Raw genomic sequence first — 26,383 nt, 5'->3', positions numbered from 1 at the left:
CCGCCTCACCCGTACGCACCGCCCGCCCCGACGCGCCGCCTCACCCGTACGCGGTGAGCAGCAACGCCACGTCGTCCACCCGGTGCGTGGAGCCGACCTCGTGCAGCAGCACCTCCGCCAGCCGGTCCAGCCCGTCCCCGGCGTGGCCCGCCACCCCGGCGGTGCGCTCCAGGGCGGCCCGCAGCCGGTCCACGCCCTCGTCGATCGGCACCGCCGGGTCCTCGACCAGGCCGTCCGTGTAGAGCGCGAGCAGCGATCCCCGGGACAGCCGCAGCTCGGTGACCGGGTACTCGGCCGTCTGATCGACCCCGAGCAGCGGCCCGCCCGCGACGTACAGCGCCTCGGTGTGCCCGTCGGGGTGGCGCAGCACCGGCGGCAGGTGTCCGGCGCGGGCGATCAGGGCGCTGCCGTCGGAGGGGGTGAAGCGGATCAGACAGCTGCTGGCGAGCAGCCCGGGGTCGAGGTCGAGCAGCAGCTGGTTGGTGCGGTCGAGCACCTCGTCCGGCGGGTGGCCGCCGGTGGTGAAGGCCCGCACGGCGCTGCGGAGCTGGCCCATGGTGGCGGCGGCGCCGACGCTGTGGCCCTCGACGTCGCCGATGACGAGCGTGAGGTCGCGGCCGGTGACGATGGCGTCGTACCAGTCGCCGCCGATCTCCATGCCCTGGGTTCCGGGCAGGTAGCGGGCGGCGATCCGGACGTCGTCCAGCCGCGGCAGGCGGTGCGGCAGCAGGGCCTGCTGGAGGCCGCGGGCGAGCGCGAACTCGGCGTCGTAGAGCCGGGCGCGCTCCAGCGCCTGGGCGATGAAGCCGCCGAGGGCGGTGAGCAGGCCGCGCTCCTCCAGCGTGAAAGCGCGGGGCTCGTCGAAGCCGATGATGCAGCTGCCGACCGGGTGGCCGGAGGCGATCAGCGGCAGGAAGGCCCAGGCGCGCATCTCGTCCAGGGCGATGCCGGGGTAGGCGGCCGCGAGGTCGTGGATGGACTCGAAGAAGATCGGCGTGCCGGTGCTGAGCGCCTCGGCGCCGGGGACGCGGGCGCCGATCGGAGTGCCTTCGAAGCGGTCCAGGAACCCGTCCGGGTAGCCGCTCTGCGAGATCAGGTGCAGACGCTTGTCCCGGACGGCGTAGATGGCCAGCTCCTGGCCGCCGAACGCCGGCAGGATCTCGTCCGCGACGGCGCGGCAGACCTCCTTGACGGTGACGGCCTCGGTGAGCGCACTGGCGAGCTGGAGCAGGTGGTACATGCCGCCGACGCCGGTCCGGACGCCGGGCGGGGGTTCGGTCGGCGGCTCGGCCGCGCCGGGCGGCGGCTCGGCGGCGACCACCCGGCCGGTGACGCCGTGGGCGTCGGGGTAGAGCGAGAAGGCGAACCAGTCGTCCGGCGGGCGGGCCGCCAGGAACGCGGTGGGTTGCTGGGAGAGCATCGCGGCCCGGTAGCGGTTCTCGTACACCGGGTCGGACAGCCAGGGCAGCGCCTCCCAGGGGTGGAGTCCGACCAGGTCCTCCCGCCGGGTGCGCAGCAGCAGCTCGACGCTGCGGTTGGCGTAGGTGATCCGGCCGTCCGGGTCGAGCGAGAAGACGCCGTCGCGCAGGCGTTCCACGGCGGCGGCCGCGGCGGTTCCGGTCCGGGTGTCGAGGACGGCGCCGACCAGGTGGGTGCGCACCTCCGGGCCGCCCTCGGGGACGCGGCCCCAGAGCTCGACGGGGTACGGGTGGCCCTCCCGGTCCAGTACCCGGACCCGGGCGGCCAGCACCCGGCCCTGGTCGAGGGCGGCGCGGGCGGCGGACCGGAACTCCGGCAGGTCGCCGGGGGCGATCCGGGTGGTCAGGCTGGCCACGCGGCCGTCGAACCCGGCGGGGTCGAGGCCGAAGATCTCGCAGAACTGGTCGTCGACGGAGAGCGCCCCGGTGGCCACGTTCCAGTCGAACAGCCCCACCCGGGTGGTCGGCGGGGTCGCCGGCACCAGCTCGACGACGGCGGTGTCGCCGTTCGGCTCGACGGGGTGCCCGTTCGCCTCAAGGGCCGCCAGCCCGGCCGCGAGCCGGTCGGCCGCCGCGCCCAGGTGCCGCCGCGCGTTGTCCGGCACCCCCTCGTCGGAGGCCGCCCAGAGCACGCTGATCACCCCGTACCGTTCCTCGCCCGCGGTGACCGGCACGCACGCCGAGGCGAAGTCGTACGGCATGCCGACGGCGAGCTGCGGGAAGCGCCGCATCGTGTCCTCGGTGTCGGACAGCGTGATCATCCGCCCGGTGCGGTAGCTCACCGCCACCGGCAGCGGCCCGGCCGCGGCCACCCGGCGGAACGCGCTGACGATGGACAGCGGCACGCCCGCGATCGTGCAGAGCACCAGCGACCGCCGGTCGCGCGAGCGCAGGTACGCCATGCCGCCGTAGGCGTCGGTGCTGCCGATCGCGTTCCGGACGGCGGTGGCGAGCAGCGCGTCGCGCTCGTGCGCCGCCCTGGCGGCGGCATCGCTCTCCCGGGGGCGGTGCGCGTCGGGTCGCGCCGCCCGGGCACCGCCGGTCACGTGCGGACCGGCCTGGTCCGCTGGCAAGCCCTGGCGCATTCTCCCTTGCTACGCCCGGGTCAAGGGACTGTCAAGGCGAGCCCGGGACCGGCCCCGGCGTGCCCGGCGCCCCCGCCTGGGCCAGCATGGTCACCATGGCGCACAGCCGGCCGGGCCCGACCACCGTCGTCAACCTCAAGGGTCACCGCGACGACCCCGCGTACGCCGACGTCGTCTACGTCGGCCGCGCGATGCACCGCGGCGGCTGGCACCTGCCCGAACACGCGCTGCACTGCCCCTTCCGCCCCGGCCCGGACCTCACCCGCGAGCAGATGCTCGCCGACTACCGCGCCTACCTGCTGGCCCGTCCCGAGCTGCTCGCCCTGGTCCCCTCCCTCCGCGGCCACCGCCTCGGCTGCTGGTGCGTCCCCCTCCCCTGCCACGCCCAGGTCCTCGCCGACCTCGCCGACCACGGCACGCCGTAGCGTTCAGAGCGCCCCGAGGTCGATCTCCACCGGGAACGGCACCGTCGCCCTCACCGTGCCGGTGAACACCTCACCGTCGCGGTACGCGCAGCCCGCCGGATCCAGAATCGACGTGCAGACGACGGGGGCGCCCGATGCCGCCTGCTCGACCCTCCAGTAGAACGGGATGCCGGCCTTCGCGTACTGATCCACCTTGACCACCCGGTCGGTGGTCTCCGAGCCCGGCGAGACGACCTCCACGACCAGCGCCACGTGCTCGGGCCTGGTGGGGGCGATGTCGATGGTGTCCGCCCGGTAGACGACCACGTCCGGGCGGCGGTTGTTCAACGGCACGTCCTGCAACCGGACGTCGAAGTCCGTGTCGGCGTTCCACTCGACGCCACCGGCCCGGTCCAGTGCGTTCGCCAGGAGACGGGCCAACCGGTTGTGGCGCTTGGAGGCGCTCGGGCTCACGACCACCGTTGCGTCCACGATCTCGATGCCCGCGCACTGCTCCTCGGACCAGGAGTCGTACTGCTCGCTGGTGACCCGCCGGTGCATCCACGCGGGTGCGGTGATCTCGGTGCTCACGGCCTGCCTCCCCGGAGCCTGCTCGACGGACTTGTGCCGCGTGGCACAGCCTACTGTCGCGGGCTGACGGAGCGGCGCCGCCGGACGGGCGCCTGCGAACCGTTCGGGCGGCCTTCGATATCCTCCCTCGGACAGGGCGGCGCAGCGGCCGCCCCGGGGGAAGTGAGTAGCGAAGATGCAGCCGGCCGGGTCCGACCGTTCCGAAGCGCGTGTGCCCGAGCAGCCCGGGCGGCCCGACGGGGACGTCGGGGCTTCGTGGCAGTGGGACGGCGAGGAGGACGGGGGGTCGGCGGCGCCGGAGGACGTGGTGAGCGGGGGCGCCGGGGAGGACGGCGGGCCCCTGCTGAGCCGGCGGCGGCTGCTGACCGGGGCCGGGGTACTGGCGGCGGGCGGGGCGGTCTGGGCGTTCACCCGCGCGGGTGGCGGGGCGGACCCCGCGCCGCCGAGGCCGCGGCCGACCCGGCTGGCCGGGCCGGAACCGCTCTGGACGTACCGGGGCCCGGAGGCGATGACGCCCGAGCGGCTGAGCGACCGGCCCTCCCGGCCGGTGTTCCTCTCCCGTTCCGGACTCCAGGTGCTCGACCCCGCGACCGGCACCCCGTTGCGCACGCTGGACTTCGCCCTGCCCAAGACGGACTGGCCGAGCGACGTCGAGCTGTCGAACGGCCGCGTGGTCATCAGCGGCGACCGGGTGTACACGGCCTCCAACGGCCACGTCGACAGCCGCCACCTCACCGACCCGGCCTCGGAGTGGAGCCTGCCGCTGCCCGAGGAGCTGGGCACCGGCATCACGCTGTTCGGCTGCGACGGCGACCTCGTCTACGGGCGGGCCATGCCCCGGCCGTACAACGGGAACGACAACCTGTTCGCCGTGCGCTACCGCGAGAACGTGGTGGCGTGGGCCCGCCCGTCGACGGGCTCCGAGCGGCCGCTCACGCCGCTGACCGCGGTCGGCGGCCGTGTCCCCTTCTTCGACACCTCGGCCGCCGGCTCCCACCTGACGCTGCTGGAGACCGCCACCGGCAAGCGGCTCTGGGAGGTGCCGGTCGAGGTGAGCCTGAACTGGGCCGTCGCCGACGCCGAGCACATCTACGCGCCCGCCGGGACGGCCGGTCTCCGGGCCCTGCGGCTGGCCGACGGCGCCCCGAGCTGGTCGGTGGCGCCCGGACCGGACGAGGAGTGGCGCCTGCTGCCGCCGGTCGGCGACGGCACCCGGGTCTACGTGCCCCGCGACGACGGTGTGGTCACCGCGTACGCCGCGGCCACCGGTGCCAGGCTCTGGGTGCACCGGCTGCCGTTCCGGCTGGACCGCCGCAGCCGCCCGCTGCTGGCCGGGCCGACGCTGTTCGTGCCGGGGCCGGCCGCGTCCGGCGTCTGCGCGCTCGACGCCGCGACCGGCGAGGAGCGGTGGACGTTCCGGGACTCCGGGCCGGGCGTGGACGTCTGGTCGCTCTCCAACGACGCCCAGCGCCTCTACGCCGGCCACGACGACGTCCTGCACGCCCTCCCGCTCCCGTGACCCGTTGACCGTGACCGCGTTGCCCGTGACCGCGTTGCCCGTGACCTCCGGGTGCCCGCTTCTGGCCCCCGGCCGCCACTCGTGACCCCGGGGCCGCCCGGCCGGCCGGTGCCGGGGCAGGATGGGCGGATGCAGGTACACCCGATCTCGCCCGACCGGCTCGCCGAGCTCCTCGCCGACCGCATCACCGAGCTCCCCGGGGCCGGGGAGCGGTGGCTGCGGGTGGCGGTGGACGGTGCCGCGGCGGCGCGGCCCGGCGAACTGGCGGACGCCCTGGTGGAGCCGCTGCGGCTGCGCGGGCGCCCGACGCTGCGGGTGTCGGCGGCGGGTTTCCTCCGCCCGGCCTCGGTGCGGCTGGAGTACGGCAGGCAGGACGCGGACGCCTTCCACGACCTGTGGCTGGACGACGGAGCCCTGCTGCGCGAGGTGCTGGACCCGCTGGAGCCGGGGGGCAGCGGCCGCGTCCTGCCCTCGCTGCGCGACCCGGTGACGGACCGTTCGACCCGCGCCTCCTACACCGAACTGCCTCCCGGCGGAGTGCTGTTGCTGGACGGCGCGCTGTTGCTCGGCCGCTGGCTCCCGCTGGAGCTGACCGTCCACCTGGCGCTCTCCCCGGCCGCGCTGGCCCGCCGCACCCCGCCCGGGGAGCAGTGGACGCTGCCGGCCTTCGCCCGCTACGAGACCGAGACCGTCCCCGCCGACCTCGCCGACGTCATCGTCCGGGTCGACGACCCCCGCCACCCGGCCCTGGTCGAGCGCCCGTAGACCGGGCCTCGGGCGCGGGGCCGCGCTGGCAGTACGGACACCAGAACGCCACCCGCTCCTGCGGCGGCGTCCCCTGCTGCGCCGTCAGCACCGGTGTGCCGCAGCGCGGGCAGGGGCGCCCGGCGCGGCCGTAGACCCAGTGCTGGTGGCCGCGGCGGGTGTCGCCGGTGGTGACGTGGCCGTCGCGCAGCCTGTTGGCGTCGAGGAGCTGTCGGGCGCGCTCCACCAGCCGGTCGGGGCGCGGCAGTTCACCGACCGGGGTCCACGGGGTGACGCCGGCGAGGAAGCAGAGTTCGTTGGCGTAGACGTTACCGATGCCGGCCAGGTTGCGCTGGTCGAGGAGGGCCTCGGCGACCGGCCGGCCGGGGTGCGCGAGGAGCCGGCGGACGGCCTCCGCCTGGTCCCAGTCCGGGCCGAGCAGATCGGGCCCGAGGTGCCCGACGGCGCGCTGTTCGTCGGCGGTGCGCAGCAGTTCGACGACGGGCAGCCGGTAGCCGACCGCCGTCCCCTCCTCGGTGCCGAGGACGGCGCGGATCTGCCAGGCGGGCCCGCCCGCCCAGCGCTCGCCGGGGCGGTAGACCTCCCAGCGGCCGTCCATCCGCAGATGGGTGTGGAGAGTGAGGCCGCCTTCGAGGCGGGTGAGCAGGTGCTTGCCGCGCGGCGCGACCTCCAACACCCGCCGACCGGCGAGCCCGGCGGTGGCGTGCGCGGGCACCCGCAGGTCCGCGGTGGTCAGCACCCGGCCGGCGAGGGTCTCGTGCAGCCGGGCCGCCGCACGGTAGACGGAGTCACCTTCTGGCATGTGTCCATCCTCTCCCGCCGGCGCCCCGGCGCGCATCGGCAGGCCGGTGGCCGGTGCACCGCGGGGCGGTGCGGTCAGCCGGCCGCCGCGGGCGCCGGTCGGTCGCGGACCACGACGACCGGGCACGGGGCGTGCTCGGTGAGGTGCCGGCTGACGGAGCCGAGCAGCGCGCCGGAGAAGCCTCCGAGGCCGCGGCTGCCGACGACGACCAGAGCGGCGCCGACGGCCGACTCCAGCAGCGCCTGGGCGGCGTTGCCGGGCACCACGGCCTCGGTGATCCGCACCCCGGGGTCGTCCCCGACGACCTCGGTGACGGTCTCGGAGAGGGTCCGCCCGGCCAGCTCCTCGGGGTTGAACCCCTCGGCCGGGGGCACGCTCAGCCCGGCCCAGCCGTAGAAGGCGGGGTACTCCCAGGCCGCGATCGCGGTGACACTGCCGCCCACCAGCCGGGCGTAGTCGACGGCCCAGCGCAGCGCGTGCTCCGAGGCGGGCGAGCCGTCCACGCCGACGACGATCCGGGGGGTGGCGCTGTTGGCCATGCCACTGCTCCTTGTTCGAGTGCTACCTCGGCTTCACCAGCCTCTGTCTCCCAGAACATAGATCAAAAGGGATATTCCACCACTGATTGCCACACCGGGAGCGCCGAACGCTTTCGAAGTCTGTGCGATCCTGACCGGATGGCGAGGAACAGGCCGAAGAAGCCGCATCTCACCCCCGGATTCGCCGGGACCCTGTCGGCGCCGGAGCGGGCGGAGGGGGAGGCGAGCCCCGTTCCCGTCCGGTCGCCGGTCGCCGACCGCGGGTTCACCGATGCGGCCGGCTGCCGCTGGACACTGGCCCGGGGCCCGCTGGACCCGCGACGGGCCAAGCGGCTGGCCGTGAGCGCCGACCTGATGTCCATGGGCGAGGCCTACGACGACGAGCAGGAGCGCTGGTTCCCGGCGTTCCTCCCCGAGGCGGACCGCCCGGGCGCCTGGCTGGAGGCCGGCAGCCGGTACGACGTCGACGAGCTGCTGTCGTACCTGGCCTACGAGTTCACCGACCAGGACGGCCGGACGCTGCTCTACATCCAGACGTTCTGCTGAGATCCGGACGTTCTGCCGAGCCCGGCCCGGCCGGGACATGGTTCTGGCGGGTGCGCGGGCCCCATCACCCACGCACCCGCCAGGGATTCAGGCGGCCGGAGCCGCGTCAGGCCCGGTAGGCGGCCCAGGAGTTGGACATCCTGGCGACCTGGCCGGGGGTGAACTGCGTCATGCAGGAGTCGTACGTGTAGTCCATGAAGTTGTGGATCGGGTCGACGCCGGTCGCGGTGCAGGTGTCGCGGCCCGCGGGGCACTGGTAGGCGGCGCTCTTCTCGGCCGGGGTGTCGGAGACGTAGTCGCCCTGGCCGCTGCAGCCGCCCTGGAAGGTGTGGTAGAGACCGAGCCAGTGGCCGACCTCGTGGGTGGCGGTGTCACCCTCGTTGTAGTTGGCGGCCGAGCCGCCGGGGAACGAGGAGTCGAGGATGACGACGCCGTCGTCGCTCGGGTTCCCCTTGTAGGAGCTGGGGAACGTCGCCCAGCCGAGCAGCGACTGGCCGAGCTTGGCGGTGTAGAGGTTGAGGGCGTTGGCGCCGCCCTTGCGCAGCGAGGTCTTCATCGCCTTCTCGGCCGAGGAGCCCGGGGTGATGCCGTTGTACCAGGTCCCGTTGTCGGTGTAGTCGGTGCCGACGAGCTGGAACTGGAACTGGCTGGCGGTGTTGCCCGCCCCCTGGCCGCTGTAGGCGGCGTTGAGCACGGAGATCTGCTTGCTGATGTCCGTCGAGCTGAGCTTGCCCGTCGTCCCGGAGTGGACGACGTGGACGTACACCGGGATGGTGGTGGTCGCGGCCAGCGTGCCGGGGGCGAGCAGCGTACTGCCCTGGGAGGAGCTCGCCAGCTTGGCCACCCGGGCCTGGAGGTCCGCGTCCATGGCCTTGGCCTGGGCGTCGGTGACGGCGTTGGGCTCCTGGCCGACGGCGCTGCCCGCGGGCTTGCGGGCGCCCGCGTCCTGGCTCTGCGCACCGTCACCGCCGACGCACTGGCCGGCCGGGGCCTGGGCGGCGGCGGTGGAGAACGAGGCGGGTGCGGCGAACTGGGTGAGCCCGAGCGCGGCGACGAGGGCGGCGGCGCTGAGGAATCTGCGGGAAACGCTCGAAGGGACGCGGGCAGAACGACGCATCTGCGCTCCTGAGGGGGAGTTGTGGGGGGTGGCGGCCGCTTGGGGGAGCCGCCGAGCCAAGGCTACGCAGGGCCGCGTGTACGCGTCAGTTGTCTTCCAGCCTGAAAGTTCTGACGACAATTCGGACATAACCCGGAAGCCTGATCGATCGACACCGGTCACAGGTGGAGCATTTCCCGTGTCGCGCGATCGCAGCGATGACCCCGAGTTGTCCGAAAGTTGACACCCCGTCCGCCCCGGAAAGCCCCGGCAGGCCCCGGAGGGCCACCCGGACGGGTCGGCCGGCGGCCCCGCACCGCCTCGCCGAGACTACGACGCCACGAAGACGATCTCCCGTAGGGCACGCGCACCGGCCCGGTCGAGTACCACGGCCGACGCACAGCCGGCCGGCGCCTCCCCCGCACCCGCCAGCCTGCGGCGCAGCCGCCGGGCGGACTCGCGGTGCCTCGCGAAGGCGTACGCGGAGACCCGCTGCCCGCGGGCGTGCTGACCGTCCCTGGCCTCGTCGGCGCTGGCGTCCAGCAGGATCAGGTGCACCCGCCGCCCCTGCCGGGCCGCCGCCCGGACGAGCCAGCCCCGCACCCAGGGCAGCGCCCCGCAGTCGTGCACCGCGAGCGGGCCGCCGTCGAGCACCGCGCGGCGCAGCCGCCGGTAGTGCGCGGCCCGGACCAGCGGCCGGTAGACGAAGTACGGCAGCCAGCCGGGCAGCCGGGCGGCGTACTCGGCCCGCACCTGCTGGGAGTCGACCAGCCGGGCGGTGATGCACCGGCGCATCAGGGTGCTCTTGCCGCTGCCGGGCAGGCCGGAGACGACCAGCAGGTCGTCGGCCCGGTAGTGCAGCGCGGCCGGCGCCGGCCCGGGACCGCTCTGCCGCAGGTCGTGCAGTCCGCGCGGGCGCAGCACCGGACCGGGCGGACCGGGCGGACCGCCCGCCCGTGCCGGGACGCCTCCGCCGGCGGATCGCGGCACGGGCACCTGGGCCCCGGGCAGGCCCGCTCCGGACGGTCCCGTGCCGGTGGGCCCCGCCCCCGGCACCGTCGTCTTCGCCACCGGCACTCCCCCCTGACTCCCCGGCCTCCGCCTTTCGAAAGAGCCTGCCCTCCTCCAAGAGGAAGTAAAGACTAGTGGTCAGCGGCGGTCCGGCCGAGTCCCTTCACCGTCCGCTCACAGCACCGCGCCGCCGCCACCCGGGCGCCGGCGGCCGGTGACGCCGGGCCTGCGACGGGGGTGACGGCGGCGACGGGGGTGACGGGGGCGCCCCGGGGCGACGGCAGCGCGGCGGACGTCCGGGCCGGTCAGCCCAGCTGCGGCGCGACCCGGGAGGCGATCAGCTCCAGGTGGTCCAGGTCGTCCAGGTCGAGGATCTGGAGGTAGACGCGCCCGGTGCCGACGGCGGCGTAGCGGCCGAGCTTCTCCACCACCTCGTCCGGCGTGCCGGCCAGGCCGTTGGCCTTCAGTTCGCCGACCTCGCGGCCGATCGCGGCGGCCCGGCGGGCCACCTCGGCGTCGTCCCGGCCGACGCAGGCGACCAGGGCGTTGGAGTACACCAGGTCGTCGGGCTGCCGGCCGGCCTGCTCCACGGCGGCTCGGACGCGCCCGAACTGGGCGGCACTCTCCTCCACCGAGGTGAACGGCATGTTGAACTCGTCGGCGAAGCGGGCGGCCAGCGCCGGGGTGCGGGTCGGGCCCGTGCCGCCGACCAGGACGGGGATCCGCTCCTGGACGGGCTTGGGCAGCGCCGGCGAGTCGGTCAGCCGGTAGTACCGCCCCTCGAAGTCGAAGGTGTCGCCGGGCTTGGTGGCCCAGAGGCCGGTGACGATCGCCAGCTGCTCCTCCAGCCGCCCGAACTTCTCCTTCGGGAAGGGGATGCCGTACGCGGTGTGCTCCTCCTCGTACCAGCCGGCGCCGAGGCCGAACTCGACCCGGCCGCCGCTCATCGCGTCGACCTGCGCGACCTGGATGGCGAGCACCCCGGGCAGCCGGAAGGTGGCGGCGGTCATCAGGGTGCCGAGCCGGATGGTGCTGGTGTCGCGGGCCAGGCCGGCCAGGGTGATCCAGGCGTCGGTCGGGCCGGGCAGGCCGCTGACACCGCCCATCTTCAGGTAGTGGTCGGAGCGGAAGAAGGCGCTGAAGGTACCGAGCTCCTCCGCGGTCCGGGCGACGCGCAGCAGCGTGTCGTAGCTCGCGCCCTGCTGGGGTTCGGTGAAGATTCGAAGATCCATACGGGCCATTCTGGTACAGAGCATCCCGCGCTCACGGCGGTTCGCCGGACACGGCGGGCGTCGGGGCGGCGAACGGCGGCGGTCCACGGGGTGGCCGGGGCCTCCTCGTGGAGGGTCCCCGGGGTCCGCGGCGGGGTGGCAAAGGTCTCAGCCGGAGCCGCCCGGAGGGCCGTCCGGCTCGCCTACCGTGGACGGATGTTCGCCACGCCCGACGAGTCCCACCGAGGCTCCCCCGACCAGCCCGCCGGCTGTCCGCTGCCCGGGATCGTCGCGGCCTTCGCGCCGCGGCTCGCCGAGTTCGCCCTCCGGCCCGGCTTCGGCGCCGCGGTCGACCAGCACGCCGCCCAGATCCGCGAGCTGCTGTACGCGCAGGGCCCCGAGCTGCTGCCGCTGCCCCTGGACCGGACGGAGCTCTCGGACTACGCGCTCGGCCTCCTGGACGCGCTCGGCGAGACCGGCCGGCTGGAGCCAATGGGGTACGACTACGCGGTGCACCGGCTGACCGCGATCTGCTGGCTGGTGCGCGAACAGGGCCTGCTCACGCCCTGACCGGCCCGGACGCGACGGTCCCCCACACGCCCTGACCGGCCCGGACGGAGCCGTCCCGCACGCGTCCTGACCGCCCTGATCGGCCCGGACGGAGCCGTCCTGCACGCGTCCTGCAGCGGACCGCCGGACTGGGCCGCCCGGGTGACCCGCCCGCCGGCCGCCGGCGGCGTACAGTGGCGGTCCACGGAACGGACGGCGGGGCGGGGCGGTACAGGTGAGCAGGAACGACGCGTCGGGCACGGTCAGAACCGGCCGCGAGGCCAGCGCGGGCGGGCACCGCGCGCTCGTCTGGCGCGAGCTGCCGGAGCGGCCGGCCGCCGCGGTGCTGGTCCTGCACGGCGGCGAGGAGCACAACCTCTCCCGGCCCGGCCCGCTCAACCTGCCCGGCCTGCGGATGTACGGGTTCCTGCGCGCGCTGCGCCACGAGACGACGGGCGCGGGAGTGGCGATCGGCACCGTCCGCTACCGCCACCGGGGCTGGAACGGCGAACGTGCCGACGCCGCCCGGGACACCACCGCCGCGCTCGGCGACCTCGCCGAGGAGCTCGGCCACGTGCCGACCGTCCTGGTCGGCCACTCGATGGGCGGCCGGGCGGCCCTTCGCGCGGCCGGGCACCCGAACGTCACCGGCGTCATCGCCCTCGCCCCCTGGTGCCCGCCCGAGGACCCGTGCGAACAGCTCGCCGGCCGGGACGTGCTGATGCTGCACGGCGACCGGGACAAGATCACCTCCCCCGCCGAGACCCTCGGCTTCGCCACGCGGGGCCGGGCGGCCGGTGCCCGGGTCTGCGGCTACACCGTGACCGGCAGCGGCCACGCCCTGCTCCAGCGGATCGGCGACTGGCACCGCGCCACCGCCCGCCTCGGCGCCGGACTGCTCGGCCTGCGCGACCTCCCCGCCGAGGTCACCGCCGCGCTCGCCCTCCCGGCCGACTCCCCCGACGCGCTCACCCTCGCCCTCCCCGCCCACCCCCGCACGGCGCCGCCCCGCCGCCCCGCCCCGGTCCTCCCGACCGACGCCTGAACCGGCGGCGCGGAGTGCGCCGGGCGCCCGGCGGGAGTCCTCAGGCGCGCCCCAGGAGCCCGCGAACGTGCGCCTCCACCTGCTCGCGGTCGTAGCCGCGCCACACGATCTTGAACCGGGGCGGCTGCGCGGGCGCCTCCCCGGTCTCCAGAGCGGCGAGGAAGCCGTCGACCTGGCCGCGGTCGTAGCCCCGCCGCACCAGGTCGAAGCCACGGAAATCGGACGGTCCGGACGCTGTCGCCATGGTGCCGACCACCCCTCCACAGGTGTCCCCCGCGAAATCTGATGGAGCGCCATCCGCGGTGCTGGCTAGATTGTCCGCCATGGTAACGACCTCAGACCCGGCCGACTGGCGCACGGCCAACCGAGCGAACTGGGACGAGCGCGTCCCGATCCACGTCGCCGGCCGCTTCTACGACGTCCCCTCCTTCGTCGCGGGCGGCGACACGCTCCAGGACTTCGAGCTCACCGAGGTCGGCGGCGTCGGCGGGAAGAGCCTGCTCCACCTCCAGTGCCACATCGGGTTGGACACCCTGTCCTGGGCCCGCCGCGGAGCGACCGTCACCGGCCTCGACTTCTCCGCACCCGCCGTGGAGGTGGCCGGCGACCTCGCCGCCAGGATCGGCGCCGGCACCGCCCGGTTCGTCACGGCGGACGTGTACGACGCCGTCGAGGCCCTCGACGGACGGGCCTTCGACATCGTCTACACCGGCCGCGGCGCCCTGTGCTGGCTGCCGGACATCAACCGGTGGGCGCGGACGGTGGCGGCCCTGGTCGCTCCGGGGGGCTTCCTCTACCTGGCCGAGTACCACCCCGTCGCCGACGTCCTCGCCGAGGACGGCCGCACCGTCGAAGACGACTACTTCCGCCGCAGCCCCATGGTGTTCGACGAGCCCGGCACCTACGCCGACCCGGACGCCGCGACCACCGCCAACCTGACGTACGAATGGCGGCACGGCGTCGGCGACGTCGTCAGCGCGCTGACCGCCGCCGGCCTGCGCCTGGAGTTCCTGCACGAGCACGACGGCGGCCACTTCCGCCTCCCCGACGGGCGGGGCGTCCCGCTGGTCTACTCACTCCGGGCCACGAAGCCGGAGGGCACCACGAAGGCGGGGTGACACCCGCCCCACCGTGCCGGCCGTTGCCCGGCCGTCGTGCGCGCACCCGCCGTTACACAGCCGATGAGCGGCCGATGGGTGCCCGTGACACGACCGGCCGGGGACCGCGACACCCGCCTCCTACCGTCACTGACGACGCCCCGGCCGAACCCGGCAGGGGCGGACCACGACGAAGGAGACACACCGCATGACCAGGAGCCGTACCCACCGCTTTGCCGCCCGTCGGGGCCTGGCGGTCTGCGCCCTCACCGGGGCCGCGCTGCTGACCACCGTCACCGGTGGAACGGCCTGGGCCGACGGAGGCACGAAGCCCACCCCGGCCCCGGCCCCGGCGTCCGCCGCCCCCAGCGCGCCCAACGCCCCGGCCGTCAACGGCGCCGCGCCGACCGCCGCCCCCCAGCCGTCCCGCCCCGGGGCACCCGCCGTCGCGGGCTCCGGCAACGGCACCGTCAGCACCGCGACCCCCGCCGCGCCGGCACCGGCCGGGGGTGGCGCGCCGCAGGTCCGCGAGGTGCCCAAGGGCGCGGCCCAGGCCGGGGACGGCTCCGGCTCGGCCGGCGACTCCGGCCTCATGCTCGTCGGCGGCGGCACCGTGGCCGCCGTCGGTGCCGGGGCGCTGGGCTTCGCCCTCCTGCGCCGCCGCTCCGGTGCGCGCGGCTGACACCGGTTCCGGGCCCTCCGGGCACCCCGCCGCCCCGCCCCCGCACGGTCACGTGCCGGGGTGGGGCGGCGGGCCCCTGCCGGACGACGGGAGGCCTGGAACCGGCGAGGCGGCGGACCGGGCGGCACGGACGGACCCCGCGGGGCGCGGCGGTCACCGGACCGGCCGCCGTGGGAGGCGCCCCGGGGCCCACCGCGGGCGCCCGGCCTCCAGCCCGGCCGTGGACGGGCTGCGCCGGACCGCCTTCGGAGCGGCCGGCCTGCTCTGCCTCGTCCTCGGCACCACCGTGGCACTGTCGGGCCGGCACACCCCCGTGGTACGTGTGGAACCCTCCGTGCACAACGCCGCCGATCCGCCCGCGACGCCCGCGAAGGGCGCCGGCACGGGCACCGGCACGAGCGCACCCGCGGTACCCGCGAGCCCGCGGCCCTTCGCCGCCTCCCCGCCGACCAGACTGCTCGTCCCGGCGGCCGGCGTGGACGCCCCGGTCGTCGGACTCGGCCTGAACGCCGACGGCACGGTCGAGGTGCCGGCCGCCGACCGGGGCGGCGAGGTCGGCTGGTACCGCAACGGTCCGACCCCCGGCGAGACCGGCCCCGCCGTCCTGATCGGGCACTACGACACCGCGCACGGCCCGGCCGTCTTCCACACGCTGCCGAAGCTCCGCCCGGGCGACACCATCCAGGTCCGGCGGGCCGACGGCAGCACGGTCGACTTCCGTGTCCGCACGCTGTTGCAGGCCTCGAAGGACCAGTTCCCGACCGAGACGGTCTACGGCGACACCGCGGCGCCCGAGCTGCACCTGATCACCTGTGGCGGCCGGATCGGCCCGGACGGCCACTGGACCGACAACATCATCATCCTGGCGGACCTGGCCACCAAGGCCGGGTGAGAGGGGAGGCCGGGGCCGGGCCGGCCGTCGGCGTGTCACGGCCACCCCGGCCACCCCGGCCACCCTGGCCAGCCCGACCGCCTCGACCGCCCCGGCCGCCCCCGGTTCCGTCCGCAACCATCCGGCCGCGGGCGGAACCGGGGGCTCCTGTTCGGACGACCTAGTCACCGTGGACGCACCGGCGCATCGCCGCAGATCAAGAGGAAGGCCACGGACCGTGGCAGCAGCATTGACGGCCCGGCTGCGGGCCGGTGTGCCGTCCCTGGCCGGTGCGGCCGTCGCGACTGCCGGGCTGGCCGCGCTCCTGGCCGGTTGCGCGACGCCCGGCGAGCTGCGGGACAACGGCGTGACGGCACGGGTGACCCCGCCCACGGTGCCCCAGCCGCTCTGGCCGGACCTCGCGGCGGCTCCGTCCCCAACCTCAAGCGGCCGTGCCACCGAGCCGCCGCCGCAGCCAGTCCCGGACGTCACCGCGCCGGGCCAGGACCTCACGGCGCTCGACCTCCGCACCCTCCTGGCCAAGGACCCCGGGGTGACGGCCGACGAGCGTCGCGCCCTCGACGGCTGCCCCGGCTGCGAGCTCCGCAGCCCCGAGTTCCGCGACCTCACCGGCGACGGACGGCCCGAGCTGGTCACCGCGGTCGGCACGGCCACGGCGGCGGTGCTGCACGTCTACACCCTGACCGGGGACCGCGTGCTGCCGGTGCTGCGGGTCCAGGTGCTGAAGGGCTTCAGTGCGAAGACGGTCGGCTCCGACCTGTGGGTGGACGAACCGACCTCCGTCTCCGCCCAGACCAGAAGCCACTACGGCTGGGACGGGGTCCGGCTCAGCCTGCTGGAGCAGAAGCTGGAGGGGATCGGCCCGATCCCCGGCCCCGCCCAGGGCAGCACCGACCCTGCGGTGACGTCCTCCGCGACACCCGGCGCACCGCCCGACCCGGCCCGCCCGTCCGTCCGACCGACCGCCGTGCCGGTCCCCCCGGGCCGGACCGTCGCACCCGGGAACGGCACCGGCGGTGCGGGCACCGTCCCCCGCACCGCCACCCCCGTCCCGGCACCGCCCGCCCGTCCGACCTCAGCCCCGGAAGCGAAGCCATGAACGCCGCAGTTCCGCCCGCCCACCCGCACATCCTGATCGTCGAGGACGACGAGGTGATCCGGGAGGCCACCCGGATGGCCCTGGAGCGGTACGGCTTCCCGGTCTCCACCGCCGCCGACGGACTGGAGGGGCTGGAGGCGTTCCACGCCGTCCGCCCGGACCTGCTGCTGCTCGACGTGATGCTGCCGCTCCTGGACGGGGTCGGCCTCTGCCGGCGGATCCGCGAGGAGAGCCAGCTGCCGATCCTGATGATGTCGGCGCGCACCGACCCGGTCGACGTGGTCTCGGGGCTGGAGGCCGGTGCGGACGACTACGTCGTCAAGCCGTTCGAGAGCGCGGTGCTGGTGGCCCGGATCCGGACGGTGCTGCGCCGGGTCCGGGTGGTGCCGGCCACCGAGGCCGCGCCGCCCGTCCCGGCCGTTCCCACCGTCGCGGTCGCCGCAGCCCCGGCAGTCGTCCCGGCGCCGGCCGGCGTCCCGGGCTCGGCGACGGCACCGGTCGAACCCGCGCCTCCCGGGGCGCCCGCGGCTCCCGCCGAATCCCCGGCGCGGACGGTGCGCAGCCTGGACGGGATGGAGGTGGACACCGACAGCATGGAGGTGCGGGTGCACGGCCGGCTCGTCCCGCTCACGCCGACCGAGCTGCGGCTGCTGCTGGAGTTCACCGCCGCACCCGGCATCGTGCTGGAACGGTCCAGCCTGCTGGAGCGGGTCTGGGACTACGAGTGGGGCGCCGACACCCGGGTGGTGGACGTCCACGTGCAACGGCTGCGCGCGAAGATCGGCGCCGGCCGGATCGAGACGGTGCGCGGGTTCGGCTACAAGCTGCGGCGCCCGGCATGACGCTGCGCCGTCAGATCGCCACCGCCGTCGCCGCGATCTCCGTCCTGGTCGCGGTCACGGTCGGCCTGCTGGTCCACCAGGCGATGGTGCGCCAGCACATGGACCAGGCCCGGGCGTCCGCGCTGGCCGCGCTGGAGTCGTCACTCGGGGCGTACAAGCGCGGCGAGGTCGCCGGCCAGGGCGCCGCGGTGAACGACCCGGCGTTGCCGGAACGGCTCCGCAGGCTGGTGGCGGACAGCCGGCAGGGGTCCCTCCTGGCGGCCGGGCCGCAGGGCGAGGCCATGTGGGCGGCCGGCCCGGTCCAGGACGGGGTGCTCTCCGTCCGGGTGGACTTCGCGCAGGACCGGCAGGCCATCGCCGACCTCGACCGGATCATCCTGATCACCGTCACCGCCTCGGTCTTCACCACGGTGCTGGGCGGGGTGCTGGTCGCGGACCGGATCAGCCGCCGGCTGCGGACCGCCGCGGCGGCCGCGCGCGGGATCGCCGGCGGGCGGACGGACACCCGGATCGGTGAGCTCGTCGACGGGCGGGACGAGGTCGCCGACCTCGCGGCGGCGGTCGACTCGATGTCCCGGGCGCTGCACCGCCGGCTGGAGGACGAGCAGCAGTTCACCGCGGACGTGGCGCACGAGCTGCGCACCCCGCTCACCGGGCTGGTGACGGCGGCCGAACTGCTGCCCCCGGGCCGGCCGACCGAACTGGTCCGGGACCGGGTGCAGGTGTTGCGTTCGCTGGTGGAGGACCTGTTGGAGGTCTCCCGGCTGGACGCCGACGCCGAGACGCCGTACCTGTCGGCGGTGCCGCTCGAACGGGCGGTCCGCCGCACCGTCGCGTTGACGGGGCTGGCCGTGACGGTGACGGGCGAGGCCGATGCGGTGGTCCGCACCGACCTGCGCCGGCTGGACCGCATCCTGGGCAACCTGCTGGTGAACGCGGACCGGCACGGCAGCGGCCCCGTGCTCCTGGGTGTGGACGGGTTGCGGATCACCGTGCGCGATCACGGCGCCGGCTTCCCGGAGGACCTGTTGCGGCGCGGACCCCAGCGGTTCCGGACCGGTGCGCGCGAGCGCGGGCGCGGCCACGGGCTGGGCCTGACGATCGCGCAGGGCCACGCCCGGGTGATCGGAGCGGCCCTGACGTTCGCCAACCACCCCGACGGCGGCGCGGTGGCGACCCTGCTCCTGCCGGCCGCGGCGGAGCACGACGGGACGGAGCAGGACGGAACGGAGCACGACGGGACGGAGCGGGTCAAGGCGGAGCGGGTCGAGGCGGAGCGGATCGGGCCCGACGGCGAGGAGTCGCGGGGCTCCTGGCACGGGAACCACTAGCAGCCCTACCAGGTCGAGGGTGCCGCCGCCGAGAACGGCCGCGCCCCGTCGATCCGGGACACCTTCTGCCGAAGGACGACACGCCCGGAGAACGTGTCCGAGGGCCGGGTCCGGGCCCGGACCCGCCGTGGGAGCGGCCGGTTCGGCCCGGCCCCGGCATACGATCGGCGCATGTCCACGCGATCCGCTTCCTTGTCGTCCGCGAAGTCCGCGAAGTGCACGAGGTCCACGAGGTCCACGAGGTCCACGTCGTGCGAGTCGTCCGTCTCGTCCGCGTCGTCCACGTCGTCCTCGTGGGCGCTCTGGTCCAAGGACTCCGTCCTGGCCGTCGCCTCGGTCGGCTCGGCCCTGTCGATCGGATCGGTCGGCTCCGTGCTCTCGGTGGGCTCGGTCGGCAGCGTGCTGTCGGTCGGTTCGGCCGGCTCGGCGCTCTCCGCGCTCTCCGCCGGCTCCTGGTTCAGCCTCGGCTCGCTGCTGTCCGCCAACTCCCGCTGGTCGGTGCTGTCCTGGCGGTCACGGAACGGGCTGATGGCTGCCGGCGTGGTCGCGGCCGTCGCGGGAGCCGCTCTCGCCGGCGGCTCGTTGTCCCGGCGGGGCGCCCGGCGCGGGGGGCGGTGACGCGTACCGGCGGCACGGCGGCCGCATCCGTCTGACGCCACCGCCCGCGATCACCGGAGCCCCCGGTGGCCGCGGGCGGTGGCGTTCCGGCGCAGCGGCGGGGTGCCGGTCCAGCGGTGGCGTACCGGCGCAGCGGCGGGGTGCCGGTCCAGCGGTGGCGTACCGGCGCGGCGGTGGCTTTCGGGCGCGGGGGTGCATCGGCCCGGCAGCCCCGGCGGCGGTCCCGGGTCGGCCCGGCTCCGGCCCGGCGGTCGGTCCACGCCGGTGGCAGTTCGGCTCGGCCGAACGCTCTTTCCGCAGGTGGGAAGGGGTCTCGACAGGGCGTCAGGTGGCGTAATGCGGTGGCAACGAAAAACCTGCTGGTAGGGCCCTATGGTTCAGGCCGAACCCGACCCCGAGGCCCGGAGCAGTGCCGATGACCAGCGAGAGCCCCAACCCTGCCGGTGCCCGGCGGCTGCGCGCCGACCGCGCCCGGCAGGTCGCGGACGTCCTGCGCCGGCAGGTGCTGAGCGAGGCGTACCGGGACGGCCAGCTTCCGCACGAGGACAGGCTGGCCGAGGAGTTCGGCGCCTCGCGGAACACCATCCGGGAGGCGCTGGACCTGCTGCGCGGCGAGGGCCTGGTCCGCCGGGTGCCCGGCTCGGGGACGCTCGTGGTGGCGGAGAAGGTGCCGCACGGACTGAACCGGCTCCAGGGCCTCGCCGAGACCCTGCACGAGCACGGCGAGGTGACCAACGAGGTCCGCGCCTTCGGGCCGGTCCGCGCGCCCGGCCCGGTCGCCCGCCGGCTCGAACTGCCCGAGGGCTCGGACGTGGTGTACGTGGAGCGACTGCGCCGTCTCAACGGCCTGCCGCTCTCGCTCGACCTCACCTACCTGGCGCCCGACATCGGCGCCGGGCTCGTCGCGGAGGACCTCGCCGGCCAGGACATCTTCCGGCTCATCGAGGAGGTCACCGGCCGGCCGCTCGGCCGGGCCGACATCACCCTGGAGGCGGTCAACGCCGACCCGCACTCCGCCACCGTTCTCGAAGTCCCCCGCGGTTCCGCCCTGTTGATGCTGGAGCGGCTGACCGCGCTGGCCGACGGACGCCCCGTGGACCTGGAGTACGTCCGCTTCCGCGGCGACCGGATCACCATGCAGGGACGGCTGCTGCGCGACACCCCCTGAGGAGGAACCCGTGGCGCTCGCCGACCACCGTTCCGACGTGCCCGTGACCATCGACGCCTCGCTCTGCATCGACGGCTGCACGCTGTGCGTCGAGATGTGCCCGCTGGACTCGCTGGCCATCGACCCGGACAGCAACAAGGCCTACATGCACGTCGACGAGTGCTGGTACTGCGGACCGTGCGCCGCCCGCTGCCCGACCGGCGCGGTCACCGTCAACATGCCCTACCTACTCCGCTGAGGATCCGTCAGATGTCGTACACCGCACGCCCACTCAGATTCCTCCTGGCGGCCGCGACGCTGGCCGCCGAGGCCGCCTGCTCGTCCTCGGCCGGAGCCGGCGGCGCCACCGTCGAGGTCGTCGTCGGCTACCAGTCGAAGACCATCAACACCGTGACCGCCGGCACCCTGCTGCGCGCCCAGGGCTACTTCGAGCAGCAGCTCGCCGAGCAGGGGCGCACGGACGGGAGGACGTACAAGGTCACCTGGCAGGACTACGACTCCGGCGCGCCGATCACCGCGCAGATGCTCGCCGAGAAGACCGACATCGGCTCGATGGGCGACTACCCGCTGCTGATCAACGGCTCCCGCGCACAGGAGGCCGGCGGGCCCGGCACCCGGCTGGTCTCGGTGACCGGATACAACCTGCTCGGTGCCCTCAACTCCGTGGTGGTTCCGAATACTTCGAGCGCGCACACACTGGCCGACCTGAAGGGGCGGAAGGTCTCCACCTCGGTCGGCTCCGCCGCCGACGGCACCCTGGTCCAGGCGCTCGCCAAGGCGGGCGTGGCCGACGCCGAGATCCAGAAGCAGAACCAGCAACCCGCCGTCGGCGCCTCGGCGTTGAAAGCCGGCGGGGTGGACGCGCTGGCGCAGTTCGTGGCCTGGCCCGGCGCGGTGGTCTTCGCCGGCGACGGCCGGCTGCTGTACGACGGCGCCGCGCTCGGCCGGCCGACCCTGCACGGCGTGGTGATCCGGCAGAAGTACGGCACCCAACACCCGGAGGTGGTACGGGCCTTCCTCCGCGCCCAGGCGGAGGCCACCCGGTACCTGAACGAGCACCCGCTGGACGCGAGTCGGAAGGTCGCCGAGGCCACCGGCCTGCCGCCCGAGGTGGTGCACCTCTACAACGGCCCGAACGGCATCGCCACCTTCGCCACGCCGCTGGACCCGAAGCTGCTGGACGCGCTGCGCGAGGACGTGCCGTTCCTGCGGTCGGTGGGCGTGCTGAAGGCGCTGGACGTCGAGAGGTTCATCGACCCCTCCTACCAGCAGCAGGCCGCGCTGCCCGAGATCGCGCCGGCCCGGATCACCGGCACCGACCCGGTCTGCGGCCGGCCCGTCGGGGACCCGCGGCTGGCCGGCGAGATCTGGTACGACGGCGAGGAGACCACCCGGCCCGCCGCCGACCCCGGCTGCCTGCTGCGCGCGCTGAAGAACCCGGCGGGGAAGGTGCGCGCCGCGTACGTCCCCGACGCCGCCACCGGCACCCGCTGGTTCGCGGACAAGGACTGGTGGGTGCGGGACGCCGCCGCGCTGCTGCCGTTCACCACCGAGGACGGTGCGAAGGCCTATCTGGCGGCCCACCCCGGCGCCCGGCAGCTCTCGTACCAGGAAGCGCTGGCCGCGTCATGACGCCCGCACGACGGCTGGTCCGGGCCGGTTCACTGCTCGCGTTCGTCGGTCTCTGGCAGCTGCTGACGGCGCAGCGGGTGCAGTGCTGGGTGCGGTTCGACCACCTGCCGACGGCCGTCCAGGTCTGGCAGGCGTTCGCCGCGCGGCTCGGCACCGCGGAGTACTGGCAGGACCTCACCGAGAGTCTGCGGCGGATCGGCTGCGGCTTCCTGCTGGCGGCGCTGCTCGGGGTGGCGGCGGGGGTGGTGACCGCCCGCTCCCGCTGGGCCTCGGACCTGCTCGGGCCGGTGCTGGAGGTGGTCCGGCCGGTCCCGGCGATCGCGCTGGTACCGGTCGCGATCATGCTCTTCCCGGAGAACGAGCAGGGCATCGTGTTCATCACCTTCACCGCCGCGTTCTTCCCCGTGCTGGTCGCGACCCGGCACGCCGTTCGGGCCGTGCCCCCGCTCTGGGAGGACGCCGTCCGGACCATGGGCGCCGGGCGCGGGCGGGTGCTCCGGAGCGTGGTGCTGCCGGGCGCGCTGCCGGGCGTGGTCGGGGGCCTGTCGGTGGGGATCGGGGTGGCCTGGATCTGCGTGATCTCGGCCGAGATGGTCTCGGGCCAGTTCGGCGTCGGGTACCGGACGTGGTCCGCGTACACGGTGCTCGACTACCCGGGGGTGTTCGTCGGGATGGCCACCATCGGGCTGCTGGGCTGGGCCACCTCGGGCGCGGTCGAGCTGCTCGGCCGTCGGCTCACCTCCTGGCTGCCGCCGGCCCGGGCGGGCGCTCCCACGGCGCCGGCCCGTACGGAGCCGGCCGGGCCGGCCACCGTCACGGCGGTCGCGCCCGGACGGCAGGAGGCGAGGGTATGAGTCTGCGGCTGACCGCCCGGGGCCTGCGCCTCGGCCACCCCGGGCACCCGGTGCTCGACGGCGTGGACCTGGACGTCGCGCCGGGCGAGGTGCTGACCGTGGTCGGAGCCTCCGGCGGCGGCAAGTCCACCCTGCTGCGCGCCCTGGCCGGGCTGCTGCCGCCGCTCGGCGGTGAACTGCTCGCCGACGGCGATCCGTTGCGCGGCCCCGGCGCCGAACGGGCGCTGGTCTTCCAGGAGGACGGCCTGCTGCCCTGGAGGAACGTCCGGCGCAACGTCGAACTCCCGCTCGCCGTCCGGCGGTTCCCGCGCGCGAAGCGGAGCGCGCCGGTCGCCGACTGGATCGGCCGGGTGGGCCTGGCCGGGCTGGAACGACGGCTGCCGCGCGAACTCTCCGGCGGACAGCGGCAACGGGTGCAGCTCGCCCGCGCCCTGGTCGGCGCACCGCGGGCGGTCCTGATGGACGAGCCGTTCGGCGCACTGGACGCCCGGACCCGGTCCGAGATGCAGCAACTGCTGCTCGGCGTCCAGGAGAAGGAGCGTTGCACGGTCGTCTTCGTCACCCACGACGTCGACGAGGCGCTGCTGCTCGGCGACCGCGTCGCCGTCCTCGGCGGCGGGACGGTCGCGGCCGTCCACGACGTCCCGTACGCCCGCGACCCCGCCGCCCGCACCGAACCGGCCGTCCGCGCGCTGCGCGCACTGCTGCTGTCCCAACTGTCCGGCGCCGGCCGCCGGACACCCGAGGAAGGTTCCCGATGAAGATCCCCGACCTCGCCGAGGCCCGGCGGCTGAGCTGCGACGTGCTGGTGGTCGGCGGTGGCACCGCCGGCTCGATGGCGGCGATCAGCGCGGCCGAGGCCGGGGCGGACGTCCTGCTGCTGGAGAAGGCGCACGTCCGGCACTCCGGCGCGCTGGCGATGGGCATGGACGGCGTCAACAACGCCGTCGTCCCCGGCCGCGCCGAGCCGGACGACTACGTCGCCGAGATCACCCGCGCCAACGACGGCATCGTCGACCAGCGCACCGTCCGGCAGACCGCCACCCGCGGGTTCGCGATGGTGCAGCGGCTGGAGCGGTACGGGGTGAAGTTCGAGAAGGACGAGCACGGCGAGTACCTGGTCCGCCAGGTGCACCGCTCGGGCAGCTACGTGCTGCCGATGCCGGAGGGCAAGGACGTCAAGAAGGTGCTGTACCGGGTCCTGCGGCAGCGCCACATGCGCGAGCGGATCACCATCGAGAACCGCGTCATGCCGGTCCGGGTGCTCACCTCCGGCGGCCGGGCCGTGGGCGCCGCCGGATTCGACACCCGCAGCGGGGAGTTCGTCACCGTGTCGGCCGGCGCGGTGGTGCTCGCCACCGGCCCCTGCGGCCGGCTCGGCCTGCCCGCCAGCGGGTACCTGTACGGGACGTACGAGAACCCGACCAACGCCGGGGACGGCTACGCGATGGCCTACCACGCGGGCGCGGAGCTGAGCGGCATCGAGTGCTTCCAGATCAATCCGCTGATCAAGGACTACAACGGGCCCGCCTGCGCGTACGTCGCCAACCCCTTCGGCGGCTACCAGGTGAACCGGCACGGCGAACGGTTCGTCGACTCCGACTACTGGTCGGGGCAGATGATGGCCGAGTTCGCCGCCGAGCTCGGCTCCGACCGCGGCCCGGTCTTCCTGCGGACCACCCACCTGCCCGAGGAGAGCGTCCAGGCGCTGGAGTCGATCCTGCACACCACGGAACGGCCCAGCCGGGGCACCTTCCACGCCGGGCGGGGGCACGACTACCGGACCCACGACGTCGAGATGCACATCTCCGAGATCGGCCTCTGCGGCGGGCACTCGGCGAGCGGGGTCTGGGTCGACGAGAACGCCGCCACCACCGTGCCCGGCCTCTACGCGGCCGGCGACCTCGCCTGCGTCCCGCACAACTACATGATCGGCGCGTTCGTCTTCGGCGACCTGGCCGGCACCCATGCCGCGGGCCATCTCCCGCCCGGGCGGGCCGAGTTGCCGCCCGACCAGATCGCGGCCGCGCACGAGCTGGTCTACCGCCCGCTGCGCCGTCCGGACGGGCCGCCGCAGCCGCAGGTCGAGTACAAGCTGCGGCGCTTCGTCAACGACTACATCGCCCCGCCCAAGACGGGCGCACGGCTCTCGCTCGCACTCGAACACGTCGAGCGGATGCGCGGCGAGATCGCCGCGATGGGCGCCCGGACCCCGCACGAGCTGATGCGCGCCGTCGAGGTGGACTTCATCCGGGACTGCGCCGAGATGGCGGCCCGCTCCTCGCTCGCCCGGACCGAGAGCCGCTGGGGCCTCTACCACGAGCGCGTCGACCACCCCGGACGGGACGACGAGCGCTGGTTCAGCCACCTCAACCTGCGGAAGAACGCGGCCGGCGCGATGGAGTTCCTCACCCGGCCCGTCGCCCCGTACCTCGTCCCGGTCGACGGCCTGGAGCCGCCCGTCCTCCCGGTGACCGTCCTCGGCGAGGTCCACCCGCTGCCGGTCGGCCGCACCGGCGCGGCCGCACCCCAGGCCCCGGTCCGCGGCTCCGCCGACACGCCGGCCTCCCCACGCCTGCTCGACCTGCTCAGGCTCGCCGAACTCCAGCCCGGGGCAGAGCAGTTGGCGCCCTTCCTGGCCGACCCGGCCGCCGAGGTCCGGCGCACCGCGGTCACCGTGCTGACGGAGACCGCGCCGGACGGCACCGGCCCGGCCCTCGCGCGGGCGCTGGACGATCCGGACGCATCCGTCCGGGCGGCCGCGGTGGCCGGGCTGCGCGAACTGGCCGAGGTGCTGGACGCCCCGCTCGGCGCGGCCCTCCTCCCGGCGGCGGCCTCGTCCGACCCGGTGGTGCGGGCCGGGGTGCTGGAGCTGGCCCGGGTGCTGCGGGCCGGGACGGTGCCGCTCTTCGCGGACGCGCTCGCCGACCCGGCCGTCCCGGTACGGCTTCAGGCCGTGCACGGGCTGGTCTCCCTGGACGCGGCCGCCGCCCTCGCCCCCGCCGCCGGGGACGCCGCCCGCGAGGTCCGGGTCGCCGTCGGCGAGGGCCTCGGCACCGTCGGCGAGGGCCTCGGCACCGTCGGCGACCCGGCCGCCGCCGCGGCCCTGCTCCGGCTGGCGGACGACCCCGACCCGCTGGTGCGCGCCGCCGCCCTCACCGGCGCGGCCGGGATCGGCTGCCCGCCCGAACTGGCCGCGCGGGCGGGGGCCGCCGCACAGGACGAGGCGTGGCAGGTGCGCAAGGCGTCCGCCGCGGCCCTGGCCGCCGCCGCACCGCCCGCCGCCGCACCGCCCGCGCCGCTGCTCGGCCTGCTCGACGACCAGGAGGCGGACGTCCGCAAGGCCGCCGTCCGCGCCCTCGCCGCCTCCGCCGCCGACCCCGCCGTCTCCCCGGCCCTCCGGGCCCGCCTCGCCGATCCCGACGCCGACGTCCGTGCCTACGCCCGCCTCGCAATGCGGGCACCCCGGACGCCCCGGACGCCCCGGGCGACGGTGGCCGCGGCCCGGACGGCGCCCTGAGCACCGC

Annotated in this window: 27 protein-coding genes; 19 read left to right on the top strand and 8 right to left on the bottom strand. The window is 75.4% G+C overall.

All coding sequences use genetic code 11. From position 1 onward, the window contains the following. Nucleotides 1–40: 40 nt before the first annotated feature. The gene (locus tag ACFC1F_RS31270; protein ID WP_376163339.1) at nt 41–2,551 is read right to left on the bottom strand and encodes a SpoIIE family protein phosphatase; all 2,511 of its coding nucleotides are present in this window, start codon (nt 2,549–2,551) and stop codon (nt 41–43) included. Nucleotides 2,552–2,658: 107 nt separating this feature from the next. Between ACFC1F_RS31270 and ACFC1F_RS31265 the strand changes: the two genes are divergently transcribed. Then, entirely contained in the window at nt 2,659–2,988 is a 330-nt protein-coding gene (locus ACFC1F_RS31265; RefSeq protein ID WP_209413270.1) for a DUF4326 domain-containing protein, read from the top strand. A 3-nt stretch (nt 2,989–2,991) separates the two neighbouring features. On the opposite strand, the gene ACFC1F_RS31260 is transcribed toward ACFC1F_RS31265, so the two are convergent. After that, nucleotides 2,992–3,528 (bottom strand): Uma2 family endonuclease, encoded by a 537-nt coding sequence (locus ACFC1F_RS31260; RefSeq protein ID WP_376163350.1) that lies wholly within the window; start codon nt 3,526–3,528, stop codon nt 2,992–2,994. Between the two features lie 241 nt (nt 3,529–3,769). On the opposite strand from ACFC1F_RS31260, the gene ACFC1F_RS31255 reads away from it, so the two are divergent. Further along, nucleotides 3,770–5,077, top strand: coding sequence for a PQQ-binding-like beta-propeller repeat protein (locus tag ACFC1F_RS31255; RefSeq protein ID WP_376163337.1), 1,308 nt, complete (start codon nt 3,770–3,772; stop codon nt 5,075–5,077). A 129-nt stretch (nt 5,078–5,206) separates the two neighbouring features. Continuing rightward, nucleotides 5,207–5,842, top strand: a complete 636-nt coding sequence (locus tag ACFC1F_RS31250; protein ID WP_376163335.1) for a uridine kinase — start codon at nt 5,207–5,209, stop codon at nt 5,840–5,842. Here the strand turns inward: ACFC1F_RS31250 and ACFC1F_RS31245 are convergent. Then, nucleotides 5,790–6,644: a DNA-formamidopyrimidine glycosylase family protein gene (locus ACFC1F_RS31245; protein WP_376163333.1), complete on the bottom strand. Its 855-nt coding sequence runs from the start codon at nt 6,642–6,644 to the stop codon at nt 5,790–5,792. The two genes, ACFC1F_RS31250 and ACFC1F_RS31245, sit on opposite strands and share 53 nt — an antisense overlap. A gap of 74 nt (nt 6,645–6,718) precedes the next feature. Then, nucleotides 6,719–7,183, bottom strand: a complete 465-nt coding sequence (locus tag ACFC1F_RS31240; protein WP_376163331.1) for a universal stress protein — start codon at nt 7,181–7,183, stop codon at nt 6,719–6,721. A gap of 138 nt (nt 7,184–7,321) precedes the next feature. On the opposite strand from ACFC1F_RS31240, the gene ACFC1F_RS31235 reads away from it, so the two are divergent. Then, nucleotides 7,322–7,729, top strand: coding sequence for a hypothetical protein (locus tag ACFC1F_RS31235; protein ID WP_376163329.1), 408 nt, complete (start codon nt 7,322–7,324; stop codon nt 7,727–7,729). A 106-nt stretch (nt 7,730–7,835) separates the two neighbouring features. Here the strand turns inward: ACFC1F_RS31235 and ACFC1F_RS31230 are convergent, their stop codons facing one another. From ACFC1F_RS31230 to ACFC1F_RS31220, 3 genes are all read right to left on the bottom strand, one after another. Beyond that, nucleotides 7,836–8,846, bottom strand: coding sequence for a zinc metalloprotease (locus tag ACFC1F_RS31230; RefSeq protein WP_209413149.1), 1,011 nt, complete (start codon nt 8,844–8,846; stop codon nt 7,836–7,838). A 309-nt stretch (nt 8,847–9,155) separates the two neighbouring features. Beyond that, nucleotides 9,156–9,749, bottom strand: coding sequence for an AAA family ATPase (locus tag ACFC1F_RS31225; protein ID WP_376163327.1), 594 nt, complete (start codon nt 9,747–9,749; stop codon nt 9,156–9,158). A 392-nt stretch (nt 9,750–10,141) separates the two neighbouring features. After that, nucleotides 10,142–11,068, bottom strand: coding sequence for an LLM class F420-dependent oxidoreductase (locus tag ACFC1F_RS31220; protein ID WP_376163325.1), 927 nt, complete (start codon nt 11,066–11,068; stop codon nt 10,142–10,144). A 195-nt stretch (nt 11,069–11,263) separates the two neighbouring features. Between ACFC1F_RS31220 and ACFC1F_RS31215 the strand changes: the two genes are divergently transcribed. Next, entirely contained in the window at nt 11,264–11,617 is a 354-nt protein-coding gene (locus tag ACFC1F_RS31215) for a DUF6401 family natural product biosynthesis protein (RefSeq protein WP_376163323.1), read from the top strand. A gap of 214 nt (nt 11,618–11,831) precedes the next feature. Further along, nucleotides 11,832–12,641: an alpha/beta hydrolase gene (locus ACFC1F_RS31210; RefSeq protein ID WP_376163321.1), complete on the top strand. Its 810-nt coding sequence runs from the start codon at nt 11,832–11,834 to the stop codon at nt 12,639–12,641. 40 nt (nt 12,642–12,681) lie between these two features. Here ACFC1F_RS31210 and ACFC1F_RS31205 read toward each other — a convergent pair whose 3' ends face one another. Then, nucleotides 12,682–12,885, bottom strand: a complete 204-nt coding sequence (locus ACFC1F_RS31205) for a hypothetical protein (protein ID WP_376163319.1) — start codon at nt 12,883–12,885, stop codon at nt 12,682–12,684. Between the two features lie 79 nt (nt 12,886–12,964). Here ACFC1F_RS31205 and ACFC1F_RS31200 point away from each other — a divergent pair, with 79 nt between their 5' ends. From ACFC1F_RS31200 to ACFC1F_RS31140, 13 genes are all read left to right on the top strand, one after another. Next, nucleotides 12,965–13,759 carry a class I SAM-dependent methyltransferase gene (locus ACFC1F_RS31200; RefSeq protein ID WP_376163317.1) on the top strand — a complete coding sequence of 265 codons (795 nt, stop codon included), beginning with the start codon at nt 12,965–12,967 and terminating at the stop codon, nt 13,757–13,759. A 187-nt stretch (nt 13,760–13,946) separates the two neighbouring features. Next, nucleotides 13,947–14,420 (top strand): hypothetical protein, encoded by a 474-nt coding sequence (locus ACFC1F_RS31195; RefSeq protein ID WP_376163315.1) that lies wholly within the window; start codon nt 13,947–13,949, stop codon nt 14,418–14,420. A 220-nt stretch (nt 14,421–14,640) separates the two neighbouring features. Continuing rightward, nucleotides 14,641–15,312, top strand: a complete 672-nt coding sequence (locus ACFC1F_RS31190; RefSeq protein WP_307853178.1) for a class F sortase — start codon at nt 14,641–14,643, stop codon at nt 15,310–15,312. 217 nt (nt 15,313–15,529) lie between these two features. Continuing rightward, a complete protein-coding gene (locus ACFC1F_RS31185; RefSeq protein ID WP_376163313.1) occupies nt 15,530–16,411 on the top strand; it encodes a hypothetical protein in 882 nt (293 codons plus the stop codon). After that, nucleotides 16,408–17,253 (top strand): response regulator, encoded by an 846-nt coding sequence (locus ACFC1F_RS31180; protein WP_376163311.1) that lies wholly within the window; start codon nt 16,408–16,410, stop codon nt 17,251–17,253. The genes ACFC1F_RS31185 and ACFC1F_RS31180 overlap by 4 nt, the downstream gene beginning before the upstream one ends. Further along, nucleotides 17,250–18,584, top strand: a complete 1,335-nt coding sequence (locus tag ACFC1F_RS31175) for a sensor histidine kinase (protein ID WP_376163309.1) — start codon at nt 17,250–17,252, stop codon at nt 18,582–18,584. Before ACFC1F_RS31180 ends, ACFC1F_RS31175 begins: the two co-directional genes overlap by 4 nt. A gap of 171 nt (nt 18,585–18,755) precedes the next feature. Beyond that, nucleotides 18,756–19,202 (top strand): hypothetical protein, encoded by a 447-nt coding sequence (locus ACFC1F_RS31170; protein ID WP_376163307.1) that lies wholly within the window; start codon nt 18,756–18,758, stop codon nt 19,200–19,202. Between the two features lie 415 nt (nt 19,203–19,617). Then, complete coding sequence (locus tag ACFC1F_RS31165; protein WP_376163305.1) at nt 19,618–20,370, top strand: GntR family transcriptional regulator; 753 nt, start codon at nt 19,618–19,620, stop codon at nt 20,368–20,370. 10 nt (nt 20,371–20,380) lie between these two features. Further along, nucleotides 20,381–20,608, top strand: a complete 228-nt coding sequence (locus tag ACFC1F_RS31160; RefSeq protein ID WP_209413139.1) for a ferredoxin family protein — start codon at nt 20,381–20,383, stop codon at nt 20,606–20,608. Nucleotides 20,609–20,619: 11 nt separating this feature from the next. Further along, on the top strand, nt 20,620–22,002 hold the full coding sequence (locus ACFC1F_RS31155; protein ID WP_376163303.1) for an ABC transporter substrate-binding protein: 1,383 nt from the start codon (nt 20,620–20,622) through the stop codon (nt 22,000–22,002). After that, on the top strand, nt 21,999–22,856 hold the full coding sequence (locus tag ACFC1F_RS31150; protein WP_376163302.1) for an ABC transporter permease: 858 nt from the start codon (nt 21,999–22,001) through the stop codon (nt 22,854–22,856). The genes ACFC1F_RS31155 and ACFC1F_RS31150 overlap by 4 nt, the downstream gene beginning before the upstream one ends. Further along, a complete protein-coding gene (locus ACFC1F_RS31145; protein WP_376163300.1) occupies nt 22,853–23,617 on the top strand; it encodes an ABC transporter ATP-binding protein in 765 nt (254 codons plus the stop codon). The genes ACFC1F_RS31150 and ACFC1F_RS31145 overlap by 4 nt, the downstream gene beginning before the upstream one ends. Continuing rightward, a complete protein-coding gene (locus tag ACFC1F_RS31140; protein ID WP_376163298.1) occupies nt 23,614–26,376 on the top strand; it encodes a fumarate reductase/succinate dehydrogenase flavoprotein subunit in 2,763 nt (920 codons plus the stop codon). Before ACFC1F_RS31145 ends, ACFC1F_RS31140 begins: the two co-directional genes overlap by 4 nt. Nucleotides 26,377–26,383: the final 7 nt, after the last annotated feature.

Source organism: Kitasatospora sp. NPDC056181, assembly GCF_042266225.1.
In the GTDB taxonomy this organism is placed as follows: domain Bacteria; phylum Actinomycetota; class Actinomycetes; order Streptomycetales; family Streptomycetaceae; genus Kitasatospora.
Note: the sequence above shows the minus strand (reverse complement) of the source record. Positions and strands in the feature narration are given on the sequence as shown.